This is a genomic window from Burkholderia sp. MSMB1078WGS (assembly GCF_001528895.1).
GTDB lineage: Bacteria > Pseudomonadota > Gammaproteobacteria > Burkholderiales > Burkholderiaceae > Burkholderia.
The window spans coordinates 148,310-162,849 of the sequence record NZ_LPDI01000009.1 but is presented as its reverse complement, the minus strand read 5'-3'; the positions used below and the strand labels follow the sequence as shown (position 1 = coordinate 162,849).

General features: G+C 67.5%; 15 protein-coding genes. 6 read left to right on the top strand and 9 right to left on the bottom strand.

The features are described from left to right. Nucleotides 1-44: 44 nt before the first annotated feature. On the bottom strand, nt 45-998 hold the full coding sequence (locus WT24_RS02770; RefSeq protein WP_006498766.1) for a choline ABC transporter substrate-binding protein: 954 nt from the start codon (nt 996-998) through the stop codon (nt 45-47). Between the two features lie 140 nt (nt 999-1,138). Between WT24_RS02770 and WT24_RS34110 the strand changes: the two genes are divergently transcribed. Beyond that, nucleotides 1,139-1,621, top strand: coding sequence for a hypothetical protein (locus WT24_RS34110; protein ID WP_156440336.1), 483 nt, complete (start codon nt 1,139-1,141; stop codon nt 1,619-1,621). A gap of 56 nt (nt 1,622-1,677) precedes the next feature. Here the strand turns inward: WT24_RS34110 and WT24_RS02765 are convergent, their stop codons facing one another. Continuing rightward, nucleotides 1,678-2,559: a LysR substrate-binding domain-containing protein gene (locus tag WT24_RS02765; RefSeq protein ID WP_060031069.1), complete on the bottom strand. Its 882-nt coding sequence runs from the start codon at nt 2,557-2,559 to the stop codon at nt 1,678-1,680. 121 nt (nt 2,560-2,680) lie between these two features. Between WT24_RS02765 and WT24_RS02760 the strand changes: the two genes are divergently transcribed. Continuing rightward, nucleotides 2,681-3,124, top strand: a complete 444-nt coding sequence (locus WT24_RS02760) for a DMT family transporter (protein WP_059502346.1) — start codon at nt 2,681-2,683, stop codon at nt 3,122-3,124. Between the two features lie 54 nt (nt 3,125-3,178). Here WT24_RS02760 and WT24_RS02755 read toward each other — a convergent pair whose 3' ends face one another. Genes WT24_RS02755 through WT24_RS02725 form a run of 7 tightly spaced genes read right to left on the bottom strand, consistent with a single transcriptional unit; the run spans nt 3,179 to nt 8,654 of the window. After that, nucleotides 3,179-4,684 carry an aldehyde dehydrogenase family protein gene (locus WT24_RS02755; protein WP_060031065.1) on the bottom strand — a complete coding sequence of 502 codons (1,506 nt, stop codon included), beginning with the start codon at nt 4,682-4,684 and terminating at the stop codon, nt 3,179-3,181. A 33-nt stretch (nt 4,685-4,717) separates the two neighbouring features. Beyond that, a complete protein-coding gene (locus tag WT24_RS02750; RefSeq protein ID WP_060031062.1) occupies nt 4,718-5,224 on the bottom strand; it encodes a cytochrome c in 507 nt (168 codons plus the stop codon). Continuing rightward, on the bottom strand, nt 5,221-5,721 hold the full coding sequence (locus WT24_RS02745) for a cytochrome c (protein WP_059790826.1): 501 nt from the start codon (nt 5,719-5,721) through the stop codon (nt 5,221-5,223). Before WT24_RS02745 ends, WT24_RS02750 begins: the two co-directional genes overlap by 4 nt. Next, complete coding sequence (locus WT24_RS02740) at nt 5,718-6,263, bottom strand: methylamine dehydrogenase light chain (RefSeq protein ID WP_059502337.1); 546 nt, start codon at nt 6,261-6,263, stop codon at nt 5,718-5,720. Before WT24_RS02740 ends, WT24_RS02745 begins: the two co-directional genes overlap by 4 nt. A gap of 39 nt (nt 6,264-6,302) precedes the next feature. After that, nucleotides 6,303-6,938 (bottom strand): methylamine dehydrogenase accessory protein MauD, encoded by a 636-nt coding sequence (gene mauD, locus WT24_RS02735; RefSeq protein ID WP_059502335.1) that lies wholly within the window; start codon nt 6,936-6,938, stop codon nt 6,303-6,305. Continuing rightward, complete coding sequence (locus tag WT24_RS02730; RefSeq protein ID WP_059790828.1) at nt 6,935-7,489, bottom strand: MauE/DoxX family redox-associated membrane protein; 555 nt, start codon at nt 7,487-7,489, stop codon at nt 6,935-6,937. Before WT24_RS02730 ends, mauD begins: the two co-directional genes overlap by 4 nt. A gap of 7 nt (nt 7,490-7,496) precedes the next feature. Further along, complete coding sequence (locus WT24_RS02725; RefSeq protein WP_060031059.1) at nt 7,497-8,654, bottom strand: amine dehydrogenase large subunit; 1,158 nt, start codon at nt 8,652-8,654, stop codon at nt 7,497-7,499. Between the two features lie 240 nt (nt 8,655-8,894). Between WT24_RS02725 and WT24_RS02720 the strand changes: the two genes are divergently transcribed. The 4 genes from WT24_RS02720 to WT24_RS02705 all read left to right on the top strand — a co-directional run bounded on the left by WT24_RS02720 (nt 8,895) and on the right by WT24_RS02705 (nt 14,455). Then, nucleotides 8,895-9,857 (top strand): helix-turn-helix domain-containing protein, encoded by a 963-nt coding sequence (locus WT24_RS02720; RefSeq protein WP_060031056.1) that lies wholly within the window; start codon nt 8,895-8,897, stop codon nt 9,855-9,857. A gap of 127 nt (nt 9,858-9,984) precedes the next feature. Further along, nucleotides 9,985-10,929, top strand: coding sequence for a GlxA family transcriptional regulator (locus tag WT24_RS02715; protein ID WP_060031053.1), 945 nt, complete (start codon nt 9,985-9,987; stop codon nt 10,927-10,929). Nucleotides 10,930-11,408: 479 nt separating this feature from the next. Beyond that, nucleotides 11,409-13,121: a M36 family metallopeptidase gene (locus WT24_RS02710; RefSeq protein ID WP_060031050.1), complete on the top strand. Its 1,713-nt coding sequence runs from the start codon at nt 11,409-11,411 to the stop codon at nt 13,119-13,121. Between the two features lie 80 nt (nt 13,122-13,201). Further along, complete coding sequence (locus tag WT24_RS02705) at nt 13,202-14,455, top strand: M20/M25/M40 family metallo-hydrolase (protein ID WP_060031047.1); 1,254 nt, start codon at nt 13,202-13,204, stop codon at nt 14,453-14,455. The last annotated feature ends 85 nt before the right edge of the window (nt 14,456-14,540 follow it).

Sequence of the window (14,540 nt, the reverse complement as noted above, 5' to 3'; positions counted from 1 at the left end):
ATTCGGGTTGTGTCGCATTGCGGGGAGCGCGTGGGCGCAGGCCGTTACAGGCCGAGATACGCCTTCACGGCAGGCAGGCCGTCCTTGCCGTCGAACGTCTTGACGCCTGCGAGCCAGGGATCGAGCACCTGCGGGTTCTTCTTCAGGTACGCCTTCGCGGCCTCGGCCGGCTTGGTCTTGTTCATTACCGACTGCATCAGCTGGTTCTCGAGCTGGGTCGAGAAGCGCAGGTTCGTCACGAGCTTGCCCGCGTTCGGGCAGCGCGCGATGAAGTCGGGCGCGGTCAGCGTGTACACGCGCGCTTCGCCGTAGTTCGGCCCGAACGCCGCGTCGCCGCCGGACAGGTAGTTCATGCTGAGCTGGATGTTCATCGGATGCGGCTCCCAGCCGAGGAACACGACCCACTTCTTCTCGCGGATCGCGCGCTCGACCGTCACCAGCATCCCGGCCTCACTCGATTCGACGAGCTTGAAGCCACCGAGCCCGTACTGGTTCGTGTCGATCATCTTCTGGATCGTCGCGTTCGCGCTGCTGCCCGGCTCGATCCCGTAGATCTTGCCGTCGAGTTCCGCGCGGTGTTTCGCGATGTCGTCGAAGGTCTTCAGGCCGGCCTGGTATTCGTAGCTCGGCACCGCGAGCGTCGCCTTCGCGCCGGACAGGTTCGGCGGCTCGACGACGTTGATCGACTTGCTGTCGAGGAACGGCTGCAACTGCTTCTGCTGCACGGGCCACCAGTAGCCGAGCGACACGTCGAGCTGCTTGCTCTTGAGACCGGCGAACGAGATCGGCACCGACGCGATCGTCGTGGTCGGCTTGTAGCCGAGCGCCTCGAACACGGTCGACGCGAGCGCCGTGGTCGACGTGATGTCGGTCCAGCCGATATCCGCGAAACGCACGGTGCGGCAGGTCGCGGCCTCCGTCTCGGCAAGCGCCGCGTGCGTGAACGCGCCGGTCGCCAGCACGGCCGCGGCTAGCGCGGCGATCTTCGTCGACTTCATGGTTCGATTCCTCCCGGTTGATCTCGCGGCAGCCGGTGCGCGGAGTGTGCGCCGGCCTGCATCGTGGGAGTAAAAGTAACGAGCCATATTCGCACCGAGAAGACCGGCGGCGACCTGTTCTTGACTGTTTGCGACTATGAGTGGAAACCACTAGGTTCGGCGAGAGGCTTGCCGGATGGGGGTTTGGGGTTTTTCTGGCGCGCGACGGGATTGCCCGGATGCGGCGCGCGCCTTTCGATTCCGCCACGGCCTTGCTGACGGATTTCCGACACGTCGCCGAATACCGCGGGGCGGCCCTATGCTGGGAATCGCCGGGCGATCGCGCGCCGCCGCCGGATACCGTGCCGCTCCGGGCCTGGATGTTGCGCGTCATTGGAACGGATGCCGACGGACGCGGCCGGCCGTCGCGGTGTCTGCCTCCGATCTATTCAGCCAGGAGCCATACGATGCTCGTCGCTTGCTTCGTCGTCGCCCTTTTCGTCGTCCTTTTCGCCGTCATCGCGGCCATGCACCGCGCCGTGACGCGCGACGCAGACGCGAACCTTCGCGCGCGATTCGATGCGGAAGGCCCGCGCGGCGACGCGGCGCGCCGGTTGATGCGCGACGCGGGATACGGCGTCTGAGTCTCGACGTCGGTCCGGCCGAACACGCTGGCCGTCAGGGTGGCGACGCGGCGCGTTCAGCCCGCCGTCACCGCCCGCACGAACGCCTGCGCCAGCACCGTCGGCTCCACCGGCAGCACCAGCGCGCACACCGATCGCGCGTCCTCGTCGGAAATCGGCACGAACGCGACGCCGTCGATCCCGACGCTCGCCATCCGCGCCGGCACGATCGCCACCCCCCACCCGGCCGCGACGAGATTCAGCATCGACGTCTTCGGCGACACGATCCGCGCGGCCGCCGGCACGAAGCCTCGCTTCAGGCACAGATCGATCACGACGCGCGCGAGGCCGCCCCGCTCCCGAGACACGGCCGATACGAACGGCTCATGCCGCAGCCGCGCTATCGCGATGCGTTTGCGGCCCGCGAGCGGATGATCGGCCGGCACCGCCGCGCACAAGCGCTCGGCGGCCAGTTCAACGAAACGCACGCGTGCATCGCGCCGCAGCACCGGCAGCCGAACGATCCCGATATCGGCATGGCCGTTCGCAATTTCGGTCACCTGATCCTCGGACGACGCGCGGTCGAGATCGACCCGCGCGCCCGGACAATCGCGCATGAAGCGGTCCAGATCCGGCATCAGGCTGCCGACGGGAACGGTACTGGAATGCAGAAGCCGCAGCACGCCGGCTTCCCCGCGCGACAACCGTGCACCTTCGTCGGCAGCCGCCGTCAGCGCGGCCGGGACCGACGCCACGCGTTCGCGGTAGATCGCGCCGGCCGGCGTGAGCCGCACGCCCCTCGGCTCGCGGTCGAACAGCGGGAACCCGAGTTCGTCCTCGAGCTGACCGATCTGCCGGCTGAGCGCCGACTGCGCGACATGGAGCGCACCCGCGGCCGGCGTGAAGCCGCCGAGGTCCGCCACGGTCAGGAAGTACTGGATTTGCCGGAGTGATGGCATGCCGAAACGAGATGGATGAGCGCCGGATTCGATATTTGCGTTATACCGGCGCGCTCCGCAGAATGAAAGCCTTCCGTGCCGGCATCGCCGGCGCGGCCATCCTTTCGGAGCGTTCGTCCTCGTGGCTACCTTCCTGTCGTATCTGCTGGTCGTGGCGGCCGGCATCAGCGTTGCATTGCAGCAGGTGCTCAACGCGAACCTGCGCGCGCAGCTCGGTTCGCCGTGGTGGGCCGGGTCGGTCAGCTACGTCGTCGGCCTGGCCGCGATGCTGGCGGTCGCGCTCTTGTCGCCTCACCCGCGCGTGAGCGGCACGTTCTCCGGCGCGGGGTCGTGGTTCAGCTGGACGGGCGGATTCTTCGGCGCGGTATTCGTCGGCATCGCGATCCTGATGGTGCCGCGCTTGGGCGCGGCGACGACGCTCGCGCTGATCGTCGTCGGGCAGATGACCGGCGCGCTCGTATTCGACCACTTCGGCGTGCTCGGCATCCAGCAGCATTCGGCGAGCGCGATCCGCATTGCCGGCGCGGCGTGCCTCATCGTCGGGGTGGTGCTGATCCGCGCGTGACGGCAAGCGCGTGCGTTCCCGGTACGCCGGCAACGCACGCACTCGCCGCGACGCTCACGCGTAGTTCATCATCACCGACTTGCTCTCCATGTACTGGTCGATCACCGCGCGGCCGAGTTCGCGGCCGAAGCCCGACTGCTTCATTCCGCCGAACGGCAATGCGTTGTCGAGCAGCGAGTGGCAGTTGACCCACACGGTGCCCGCCGCAATCCGCGGCACCAGCTTGTGAATCGCCGCAAGATCGTTCGACCAGATGCTCGCGCCGAGGCCATACGGCGTATCGTTCGCGAGCCGCACGGCCGTATCGAGATCGTCGAACGGCATCGCGACGAGCACCGGCCCGAAGATCTCCTCGCGCACCACGCGCATCGCCTGCGTCGTATCGACCAGCACCGTCGGTTCGACGAAGAAGCCGGGGCCGTCGATCGCGCGGCCGCCGGCGGCGGCGCGCGCGCCCTCGCCGAACCCCGAGTCGATGTACCCGCACACGCGCTCGCGCTGCTTCGCCGACACGAGCGGCCCGATCTGCGTCGACGGATCCATCCCCGGGCCGATCTTCAGGCTCGCCGCGATCTTCGCGACGCGCTCGATCACGCCGTCGAACACTTTCGAATGGATGTACGCGCGCGAACCGGCCGTGCACACCTGCCCCTGGTTGAAGAAGATCGCGTTCGCGACGCCCAGCGCGGCCTTGTCGAGATCGACGTCGGGCAGCACGATCACCGGCGACTTGCCGCCGAGTTCCAGCGACATCCGCGTCATGTTGTCGAGCGCCGCGTGGCCGATCGTCTTGCCCGTTAGCGTCGACCCGGTAAATGCGATCTTGTCGATGCGCGGATCGCGCGACAACGCCGCGCCGGCCGTATGACCGTAGCCGGTGACGATATTGACGACGCCGTCCGGAAACCCGGCCGCCTGGATCAGCTCGCCGAGCCGCAACGCGCTCAGCGGCGTGTCTTCGGCAGGCTTCAGCACGACGGTGCAGCCGGTCGCGAGCGCCGGTGCGATTTTCCATGCGGCCATCAGCAGCGGGAAATTCCACGGAATGATCGCGCCGACCACGCCGACGGGTTCCTTGCGCGTATAGGCGAAGATCTCGCTGTCCGGCAGGTACGGCACGCCGGCGTCGATCACGCTGCCTTCGATCTTCGTCGCCCAGCCGGCCATGTAGCGAAAGCACTGCGCGGCCATCGCGACGTCGAGCCCTTGCGCGACCGTCACCGGCTTGCCGTTGTCGAGCGATTCGATTTCGGCGAGCTCGCGCGCGTTGGCTTCGATCAGCTCGGCGAGCACCAGCATCAGGCGCTCGCGATCGGTGGTCTTCGCGCTGCGCCACGGGCCCGCATCGAATGCATGGCGCGCGGCGGCGACGGCCTGCTGCACGTCGCGTTCGTCCGCTTCGGGCACGCGAGCGAGCACGGTGCCGTCGGCCGGGTTCACGACCTCGATCCGGCGGCCCGACGCGGCGTCGCTCCACTCGGCGCCGATCAGCATCTTCTTCGGCTTCGCGAGAAACGCGCGGGTTGCGTCGAGCAGCGGAAAGGTTTGGTTCGTCTCCATGTTCACGTTTTCCTGATTCGTTGAGTCAGTCGGTCAGTAGCGATCCGCAACGCCGTCGATCCCGCGCGCCTGCAACGCGCGGACGAGGCCGGCGCGCACGGTCGCGACGTCCGACAGCGCGGGACGGCGGTGCGCGGCAACTTCGGCGGCCGTATACGGTTTGAAGTCGCGTGGCAGCGCATCGCGGTTCGTCGTCGTGAGCAGCCAGTTCAGCACGTCGGCCAGCTCCCGATCCGACAGCGCCGAGTTCGACGCGCCGGGCACGCGCATCACGTACTCGCGCCCGGCCGGCAGATGCGTGAAATAGCCGAGCGAGTTCGCGAGCGGCGGCACCTTGCCGGGAATGCCGCCGCCCGTCGCCGTGTGGCAGCCCATGCAGTTGAGCATCCAATGCTGTCGTGCCAGCGCCGCATCGGCTGTGCCGTCCGCATGCGCGGGCCCGGCAAACGCGCAAGCCGCGGCACCCGCCAGGAGCAACCGGGACGACAGGCGATGCGACAGGCCGCCGAACCGCGACGACGGCGCGCAAGCGCCGTTCACAGGCCGAGCCCCTTGATCACCGCCGCACGCTGCGCATGCACGGCCGCGCCGTCCATCGGCTTCGCGCGCGCCGCACGGATATCGGCCGCCGTGAACGGCTTCGCGTCGCCATGCTGCGCGTTGAGGTCGAACACGACGTAGTTGAGCACGTGCGCGATGTCGTCGTCGCTCGCGCTCGCGAACGACGGCATCTTGAAGTTGTAGCGCTTGTCGTGCACTTCGATCTCGCCGAACATCCCGTGCAGCAGCGTCGCGATCAACTGCGCACGCCCGGCTTCCGCCGCCGCGTACTTGCCCGGATACTCGGTCAGCGGCGGCGCAAGGCCGTCCTGCCCTTTCCCGCCCGCCTGGTGACACACCGCGCACTGCGTGTCGAACAAGCCTTTCCCGGCCGGGTAACGCACGGTGTCCTGTGCACCGGCCGCGCCGGGCAACGCGATGGCCGCCATGGCCGTCATGCACGCAACGACGATTTTTCCCGCCTGCTTCACGCTCATTGTTTTGCCGCTCCCAGCAGAACCGAAACCGAACAGTGGTAATTCGAATTACCGTTCGCCATGCACCAGTTGATGTCGTTGTTCAGCGACAGCTTGTACAGCGGCTTCTCGCGCTCGTTGCGATTGCAGAAGCACTTGCCGCACGACGTTTTTCCGCAGCAATCGTTGTACGAAACGATGTAGTCCGAACCGTCGTGCGGATTGCGGCAGGTGCCGATCCACGTGATCGGCGAAGGCGTCGTACCCGGCGGGCAACTGCTCGACGTGCCGCCGCAGCAACTGCAAAGCCAGCCGTCGATCGCGCAGTATTTCCAGTAGTCGCAGCTCGTCGGGTCGTCGCTTGCCCCCGATGCCGCAGCACCGGATGCGCCCGACGCGCCGGATGCCGCGTCGGCCGCATACGCGGTGCGGTCCACAGGCAGCAGCGGCAGCAGCGCCGACCCCACCAGCACCTTGCCGAGTTTCGCCATCGCGCTGCGCCGCGAACTGTGCTGCGCGACGCCGCGCGCCGACCGCTCGAACCATGAATCAAACACGCCCATGTCGTCGTTCTCCAATGACGTTGAAAAAGGTTCGGCCGGTCATGCGTGCTGCGCGTGCCCGTCGTGGGCATCGCGGCCGGGGTCGCCGTGCACGTACTGCTGCAGCGACGCGACGCCGCGCTCCTTCGCCTCGAACAGGCTCTCGAGATGCTCGCGCGTGTTGACGAGCCCCTTCGCGCGCACCGTGCCCGTTTCGTCGAGCAGCACCGCATACGGCAGCTTGCCGATCTGATACGCGAGGCCGAGCTCCTGCGACAGCACGTACGGGAAGCGCCCGAGGTCGTGCTTTCGCGCGAAGCGCGCGTGTTCGTCGGCATCGCCGTCGCTCGCGAGCACGATGTTCACCGGCGTCGCCTCGCTGGCCTGCAGCGACGGGAGCAGCGGCAACAGCTTCTTGCAGACCGGGCACGTCGGCGACAGGAAGAACAGCAGCGTCGCCTTGCCCGATGCGTCGATGCCGCCGACCTTCACGTGCGAGCCGCGAATGTCGGTCAGTTCGAACGTCGGCGCGATCGCGCCGACCGCCGGCCCCTTGTCGATCATCAGCGCGCCGGCCGGCATGATGCGTTCGTACAGGATGCCGATCTGGCGCACCAGTGCGAGGCAGATCGCGCCGAGCGCGAGGACGGCCACCCACAACAGGGCGGTGGAAACGGTGAGAGCGGTTTGCATCATGAATTCCTCAGGTGGGCAAGGCGCGGGACGTTGGCGAGCAGCACGTCGACGGTGAGCAGCGCGCAGACGATCAGCAGCACGGAAAAGAACAGCGTCAGGTAGTCGAGCCACACCACGGCGCGCGTGCCCGGCTCGACGAACGCGGTCGCGGCCAGCGCGACGAGCAGCAGCACGCGGCCGACATGCAGCCAGCCGATGCCGCGCGGTGCGTCCGCACGGGCGGCGGTGAAGCCGGAACAGCCGCAATCGATGTCGGTATGGCCGCGCAGCAGGTTGATCGCGAGGCCGGCCGCGAACGCCAGGAAGAGCGCGATCAGCGCGATCGCGCCGGCCGTGCGCGTATCGGGAAACAGCAGCGCCGCGGCGCCGATCGCTTCGGCCAACGGAATCGCGAACGCGACGGGCGCGCTCAGCGCATCGGGCAGTAGCCGGTAGCCGGCGAGCGCCTGGCGGAACGCGGCGGGCCGGCGCATCTTCGCGAAGGCGCCGAGCAGCACGACGGCGGCCGCGCCGGCCTGCGCGCTGGTGGCGAGTACGGGATCGAGGGTCATCGCGGCCTCACGGGTTGACGAGCAGCGACGACGTATTGCCGATCTGCTTCTCGACGTGCCGCAGCGCGCCGGTGCGCGCATCCATCACGACGAGGTCGGAGGTTGCCGTCAGCCCGTAGAACAGCGGCTTGTCGTCCTCGCTGACCTGGATCGACACGAGCGGATCGACCTTCTGCTGCGCGAGATCCCAGCGCGCGACGCGCTGCTTCGACTTCAGGTCGTACACCCACACCTGCGTGCCGGGATCCTTGTGCGAGCCGTCGGTGCCCTTGTGCATCAGCACGTAGTACCGGTTCTGCTTCGCGTGCACGGCCGTCTGCTGCATGCCGCCCGGGCGCCAGCCTTCCGCGCGCTCGGCGTCCGTCAGCAGCGGCCACGGTTTGCCGAATGCCGGCTTGTCGCCGCTGAAATCGGCGCTGCGCACGTATCCGCCGTAGGTGGTGAACAGATAGTCGCCCCCGTACCGCGACGCGTTCACGAACGCCGGATCCTTGTCGACGTCGATGAACGCGTCCGACATCGTGCGCTTCGTTTCCTTGCCGTTCGCATCGAGCGTGACGGTCAGCGCCTTGCCGCTTTCGCACAGCGCGGTGAAACGGTCGTTGCCCGACGGATACGCGAGCACGCACGCGGCCATGTCGATCTCCGACAGCACCCGCTTCGAGACGGCGTCGATCACCGTCACCGATGCGGCCGGCGTGATGTTCGCGACGTACAGCCGCTTGCCGTCGGCGCTGAACGCTGTGTTGTACGGTGACGGCACGTGCTGCGCGTGCTTCGCCGGGATCACGATTTCGCCCGCGTGATCGAGCGTCGCGTTGTCGATCATCTCGACGACGTCGGTGCGCGCGCCGTGCGAGCCGCGCGAGAAGTAGGTCGTCGCGACGAAGCTGGTCTTGCGGTCGGGCGAGATCGCGAAGCCGGGAGCGAAACCGCCGTCGATCTGGCCGAGCAGCTTCTTCGCATCGGCGTCGTATACATAGATGCGCCCGTCGGTCATCGACGGCATCGAGATGTCGACGATGTAAAGCGCGTGCGGATGCCACGGCGGCATCTTCTGCACGACCAGTTCTTCGGGTTTTTCCGCCGCGTTCGCGCCGCCGGCCCATGCCGCCGCCAACGCCAGCGTCGCCGCGAGCGCCGCGGTTCGTCGCCTTGTCCTCATGCCGCCTCCAGTGGGGGTTCACGTGATGTGGAGCGACTGTAGTTCGACAATAAACCCGCCCAGCACCCGGACCGGCAACGCGTGCGTGCCGATTCGGGATATCGGAAATGCGCGTGAAAGCCGCGCGGCAGTGCGCCTTCCGCCCCTCGGAAGCACGCGCGCGGAATAGCGCTCCCCCGTATTGCGCCGACCGCCCGGTCGGTTTAGTCTTGCGCGGTCCGAACGATCGCCGGAGGCGCCATGCGTGTGTTACATCAGAGGTTCGACGACGCAGACCGGCATGCCGAGGCGCTGCGCGGCTGGGATCAGCGTTACGACCAGATCGGGGCCGGCTCGTATCGCAGCGTGGTCAAACACGCGGTGCTCGACGGCGTGCAACTGTTCCAGGAAACGGCGAACGTGCGCATCATCCAGCGCGGATGCTTGCCGCCCGGCCATACGGTATTCGGGATGCCGCTCGCCGGCTCGGGCGCCTTCGCCTTCGGCAATGCGCGCGTCGAGCCCGGTACGATCGTGGTGGCGCGCGGCGGCGTACCGTTCGAACTCCATTCGCCCGACGACATGTCGCTGATCGGCGTGGTCGTCGAACCCGAGTTGATGCAGCAGATCGAAGATGCCGCCGGCGTCCGGCTGGACGCACGCGCGCTGCGACGCGGCGTGGTCGAGGTGCCGGTCGCCGCGCGCGAGCGCGCGAGCGTGCACCTCGCCACGCTGCTCGAACGCGTGCTGGCGGCGCCCGATACGTTCGACGCTGCACGCGTGCAGCGCGCGATGCGCGCCGACGTCGGCAACGTGCTGGTCGATCTCATGACCTACCGGATACCCGAGCTGCAGCACCGGCTCACGCACGCGTGCCACGCCGACATCGTGCGCCGCGTGCACGACTACGTGATCGAGCACCCGGAAGCACCCGTCGACATCCTGAGCCTGTGCACGCAACTGCGCGTCAGCCGGCGCACGATGCAGAACAGCTTTCAGTCGGTCGTACAGACGACGCCGCTCAACTACACGCGCTCGCTGCGCCTCGCGCAGGTGCGACGCCTGCTGCTCGACACGCGGCACGCCGACCTGCCGATCAGCGAAGCGGCTGCACGCTGGGGCTTCATTCATCTCGGGCATTTCGCGAACGCGTACAAGGCCCAGTTCGGCGAATTGCCGTCGACGACGGCGCGCCGGACGGTGCATCGTGCAAAAACGCGCTGAGCGCCGGCAAAACCCGCGATAATCCCGGCTTGAACGTTCGGCGCCCGCGAATCGGGCGCGGCCCGCGCCGGCCCGCTCGTCGCGACGCACGGCTCGTACCGACTACCTGCTTGCACCCCACACCCCGATGCCCGAGGATTTCCACTTCCTGTTGCTACCCGGCTTCTCCGCGCTCGGCTTCATGTCCGCGGTCGAGCCGCTGCGCGTCGCGAACCGCTTTCGCACCGAGCTGTATCGCTGGCACGTGATCAGCACGGACGGCGCACCCGTGGCCGCGAGCAACGGCATTCCGGTCGCCGCCGAAGCCGCGTGCGCGGACGTCCCGCAGGTCGATACGGTGTTCGTCGTCGCGGGCTTCGATCCGCTCGTGTGCTACACGCGCACGCTCGGCGACTGGCTGCGCCGCCAGCACCGGCATGGCGCCACGCTCGGCGGCATCGATACGGGCAGCTTCGTGCTCGCGGAAGCCGGGCTGTTCTACGCGTCGCAGCCGCTCACGCTGCATTGGGAAGCGCTGGCGGCGTTCCGCGAGCGCTATCCCGGCCTGAACGCGACGCAGGAGCTGTTCGAGATCGACGAGCGGCGCATCACGTGCGCGGGCGGCACCGCGTCGATCGACATGATGCTCGACCTGATCGGCCGCCGGCACGGCGCCGACCTCGCGGCCGCGATCTCCGAGCAGTTCGTCGTCAGCCGCATCCGGCAGCGCTCGGACAGCCAGCGGCTCGAGATCGCCGCGCGCTACGGCGTGCACAACCGCAAGCTGATCCAGGTGATCGGCACGATGCAGCGGCACATGGACAACCCGCTCGGCTCCGACGCGCTCGCGCAGGAAGTGTCGATCACGCGGCGCCAGCTCGAACGGCTGTTCAGCGCGATGCTGAACGACACGCCGACGCGCTTCTACCTGAACCTGCGCCTCGATCGCGCACGCGAACTGCTGCAACAGACCGACATGAGCATCACGTCGGTGTGCGTCGCGTGCGGCTTCGAATCGCCGTCGCATTTTTCGCGCACCTATCGCGCGCGATTCGGGATGAGCCCGCGCAGCGACCGGCGGCCGACGCGCTGATCGCCTCGGCTTTTGATCACAATCCGGCGCGGTATTACGCGTTCCGGCAGCGTTTCCCGCCGTTCGTTGAACAATGCCGGCGACTGGTCGACGAACCGAAGCGGTCGTCGAAAATAATCTGGAATGTCGTTGAAAATATTCTGTAACATACCAAACAAAGTTAGATAGATAGCCTAACGACCCGATCGTCGATCTCGACGGACGTCGGGTCACGCAGGCTGCCAACCGATATCCAATATCGATCCGAGGGGTATGACATGACGATGCTCGATTCGCCGTCGCCGCACCTGCCTGCCGTTCGCTTCTCGTCCGCCTCTCCTGCCCGCTTCTTTTCGACCTGACAGTTAGGGATCCTTAGTCAGTCGATACCCCCAACACCGCTTTGCCGCACCGGTTCCATCGAACAGGCGCGCGGGCCGTGTCGTGCCTGCTCGCCACGAGCGCGCGGGCGTGTCCAACCGTTGAGATGAGGATCACGTATGCAGACATCACGCAAAGCATTGCCGCTCGCCCTGAGTCTCGCGCTCGGTTTCGGCATCGTCGGCGGCACCCTGGCCGATACGAAAGCGCCGAATCCGCAGGCCGCGAGCCTGCGCGAAAGCCTGACGCGCGGCGTCGCGCCGCCGGCCGCGAAGGCCGACACGGCTGCCGGGCAATTCCGCGCGGACGGCGTCGCCGTCACGCTGTACAACCCGGCCTATCGCGTCAAGAAAGCCGCCGCGACACCCGCCGCCACCGCGCGCGACTTCGTCGCGTCGCAAGCGGCGCAGCTCGGGCTCGACGCCGCCGCGCTCGCGAGCCTCGTCGTCACATCGGAACGCGACGACGCCGACTTCACCGTCGTGCGCCTGCAGCAGCAGGCGGCCGGCTTGCCCGTGTACGGCAGCGACATCGCGGTGACCGTCGCGAAGGACGGCCGCATCCTGTACGTCGCGAGCAACACGATCAACGGCGTGGTCGCGACGACGCGCAAGTCGCAGGCCGTCGACCAGCAGCAGGCATTCGACCGCGCCCGCGCGTATCTCGGCGCGAGCGGCTTCACGCATCTCGATGCGCAACTCGTCGCGTTCGTCGACAAGGCCGGCACGCACACCGCGTGGAAGGTGCGCGGCCGCCCGCAGGATGGCCCGAAAGGCGACTGGGAACTGCTGATCGATTCGGGCAGCGGCGAAGTGCTACGCGCCGAGGACAAGGCGTTCTACGCGACCGACGGCACCGGCTTCGTGTTCCGCCCCGATCCGCTGTCGCCGACGAAGAGCAGCTACGGCAGCACGGGCTACAAGGACGGCAACGACGCGGATTCGACGCAGCTCACGGCCGCGCGCGTACGCGTGACGCTGAAGGATCTCGCGCAGTCGGGCACGCGCTACACGCTGACGGGCCCGTACGCGGCGTGCGTCGATTTCGATGCGCCGCTCGACAAGGCCTGCCCGTCGCAATCCACGCCCGCGTTCGAATTCACGCGCGGCAACCTGTATTTCGAGGCCGTGAACGCGTACTACCACATCGACACGTTCCTGCGTTACGTGAACCAGACGCTCGGCATCAAGGCGCTGCCGTACCAGTACACGGGCGGCGTGCAGTACGACCCGCACGGCGAATCGGGCGACGACAACTCGTCGTACTCGTCGAGCAGCGGCCGGCTGACCTTCGGGCAAGGCGGCGTCGACGACGCGGAAGACGCGGACGTCGTGATCCACGAGCTCGGCCACGGCATCCACGACTGGGTCACCAACGGCGGCCTGTCGCAACAGGAAGGCTTGTCGGAAGGCACCGGCGACTATCTCGCCGCCGCGTACAGCCGCGACTTCAACCAATGGAGCCCGTCGGATGCGCAGTATCACTGGGTCTACAACTGGGACGGCCACAACGAGTTCTGGGGCGGCCGCGTGACCAACTGGAACGTCGGGCGCACCTATGCGCAGGCGCGCGGCGCGGAGATCCACACGGCCGGCCAGTACTGGGCATCGTGCAACCTCGTGGCACGCGATGCGATCGGCGCGCAGGCGATGGACAAGGCGTTCCTGAAGGGGCTGTCGATGACCAACAGCTCGACCAACCAGAAGGCCGCCGCGCAAGCCGTGCTGACGGCCGCATCCGCGCTCGGCTACAGCAGCGCGCAGCTCGCCGCGATCGGCAACGCGTACAACAAGAGCTGCACGTACGGCGTGACCGTCCCGCAGAAGTCGTAACGCCCGCAGCAGGCGGGAGCGCATCGCACGATCTGCGGCGCGCTCCCTTCATCGACATCGCCATCCTCACGAGATCGAACATGCCTACTCTGAAATCGACCCGCCTGAGTGCCGCGCTGGGCGGCATGCTGTTGACCGCCGCCGCGCATGCGGCGCCCGTCTGGATCACGCTCGGCGACACCGCGTTCCGCCAGCTTCAACGTATCGACGCGACCGCAACCGCGCAATACAGCACGACCGTCGAAGCCGGCAAGGCGGCCGACGGCGCCGCGCGTCGCGAAACCGTTCACGTCGTCGAGATCGACGATTCCCGTCTCGGCGAGCTGGCCCACGCAGTTCACCGCACGCGCGGCCACGGGCCCGGCTACGTCGTGCACGACTCGTTCGACGACGCACGGCAGGCGCTCCAGCCGTTGCCTGCGACGCTCGCGAAACAGGCCGCTGCCCCCGCGTACACGGTGTCGAACGTGCCGCAGATCGGCACATGGGTCCAGCAACTGCAGGCCAGCAACATCGTCGGCACGATCACGTCGCTGTCGGGTTTCACGAACCGCTACTACACGACGTCGCACGGCGTCGCCGCATCCGACTGGCTCGCGTTGCAGTGGAAGCAGCTGGCGGCGTCGCGCGCCGACATCGCCGTCGAACAATTCGCGCACACGGGCTTTCCGCAGAAATCCGTGATCCTGACGATCCGCGGCAGCGATCCGGCCGCAGGCACCGTCGTGCTCGGCGGCCACCTCGATTCGACCGCGGGCCGCACGACGGAAAACACGCGCTCGCCCGGCGCCGACGACGATGCGTCGGGCATCGCCAGCCTGACCGAGGCGCTACGCGTGCTGCTCGCGAACGGCTACCGGCCGAAACGGACGATCAAGTTCGTCGGATATGCGGCCGAGGAAGCCGGGTTGCTCGGCTCGAAGGCGATCGCGAAGCAGTTCCGCACGCAGAATGCGAACGTGGTCGGCGTGCTGCAGCTCGACATGACGAACTACAAGGGCGATCCGAAGGACATCTACCTGATCACCGACTACACGAACGCGGCGCAGAACACCTACTTGACGAACCTGGCTAAGACCTACCTGCCCGAGCTTGCGATCGGCACATCGCAGTGCGGGTACGCATGCTCGGATCACGCGTCGTGGAATGCGCAGGGGTATCCGGCATCGTTCCCGTTCGAGGCCGACCAGAACGACAGCCCGTACATCCACACGGCGAACGACACGCTGGAAAACTCGGATCGACAAGCGAACCATGCGCTGAAGTTCGGCAAGCTCGCGCTGGCCTATGCGGTCGACCTCGGCGGCATTGCCGGCGCGACGGTCAAGCGCTGAACGTTCCGTGTCGAGCGGCTCGCACGTTCGCGGCGAAACGGGCGTTCACCTGCATGGGTACACCCGTTCGAATACCTTTTCTCCG

Bases quoted from the DNA above. Each gene is read 5' to 3' on its own strand.
- WT24_RS02770 (WP_006498766.1), bottom strand. From the start codon at position 998: ATGAAGTCGACGAAGATCGCCGCGCTAGCCGCGGCCGTGCTGGCGACC.
- WT24_RS02765 (WP_060031069.1), bottom strand. From the start codon at position 2,559: ATGCCATCACTCCGGCAAATCCAGTACTTCCTGACCGTGGCGGACCTC.
- WT24_RS02755 (WP_060031065.1), bottom strand. From the start codon at position 4,684: ATGGAGACGAACCAAACCTTTCCGCTGCTCGACGCAACCCGCGCGTTT.
- WT24_RS02745 (WP_059790826.1), bottom strand. From the start codon at position 5,721: ATGAGCGTGAAGCAGGCGGGAAAAATCGTCGTTGCGTGCATGACGGCC.
- WT24_RS02740 (WP_059502337.1), bottom strand. From the start codon at position 6,263: ATGGGCGTGTTTGATTCATGGTTCGAGCGGTCGGCGCGCGGCGTCGCG.
- mauD (WP_059502335.1), bottom strand. From the start codon at position 6,938: ATGATGCAAACCGCTCTCACCGTTTCCACCGCCCTGTTGTGGGTGGCC.
- WT24_RS02730 (WP_059790828.1), bottom strand. From the start codon at position 7,489: ATGACCCTCGATCCCGTACTCGCCACCAGCGCGCAGGCCGGCGCGGCC.
- WT24_RS02725 (WP_060031059.1), bottom strand. From the start codon at position 8,654: ATGAGGACAAGGCGACGAACCGCGGCGCTCGCGGCGACGCTGGCGTTG.
- WT24_RS02720 (WP_060031056.1), top strand. From the start codon at position 8,895: ATGCGTGTGTTACATCAGAGGTTCGACGACGCAGACCGGCATGCCGAG.
- WT24_RS02715 (WP_060031053.1), top strand. From the start codon at position 9,985: ATGCCCGAGGATTTCCACTTCCTGTTGCTACCCGGCTTCTCCGCGCTC.
- WT24_RS02710 (WP_060031050.1), top strand. From the start codon at position 11,409: ATGCAGACATCACGCAAAGCATTGCCGCTCGCCCTGAGTCTCGCGCTC.
- WT24_RS02705 (WP_060031047.1), top strand. From the start codon at position 13,202: ATGCCTACTCTGAAATCGACCCGCCTGAGTGCCGCGCTGGGCGGCATG.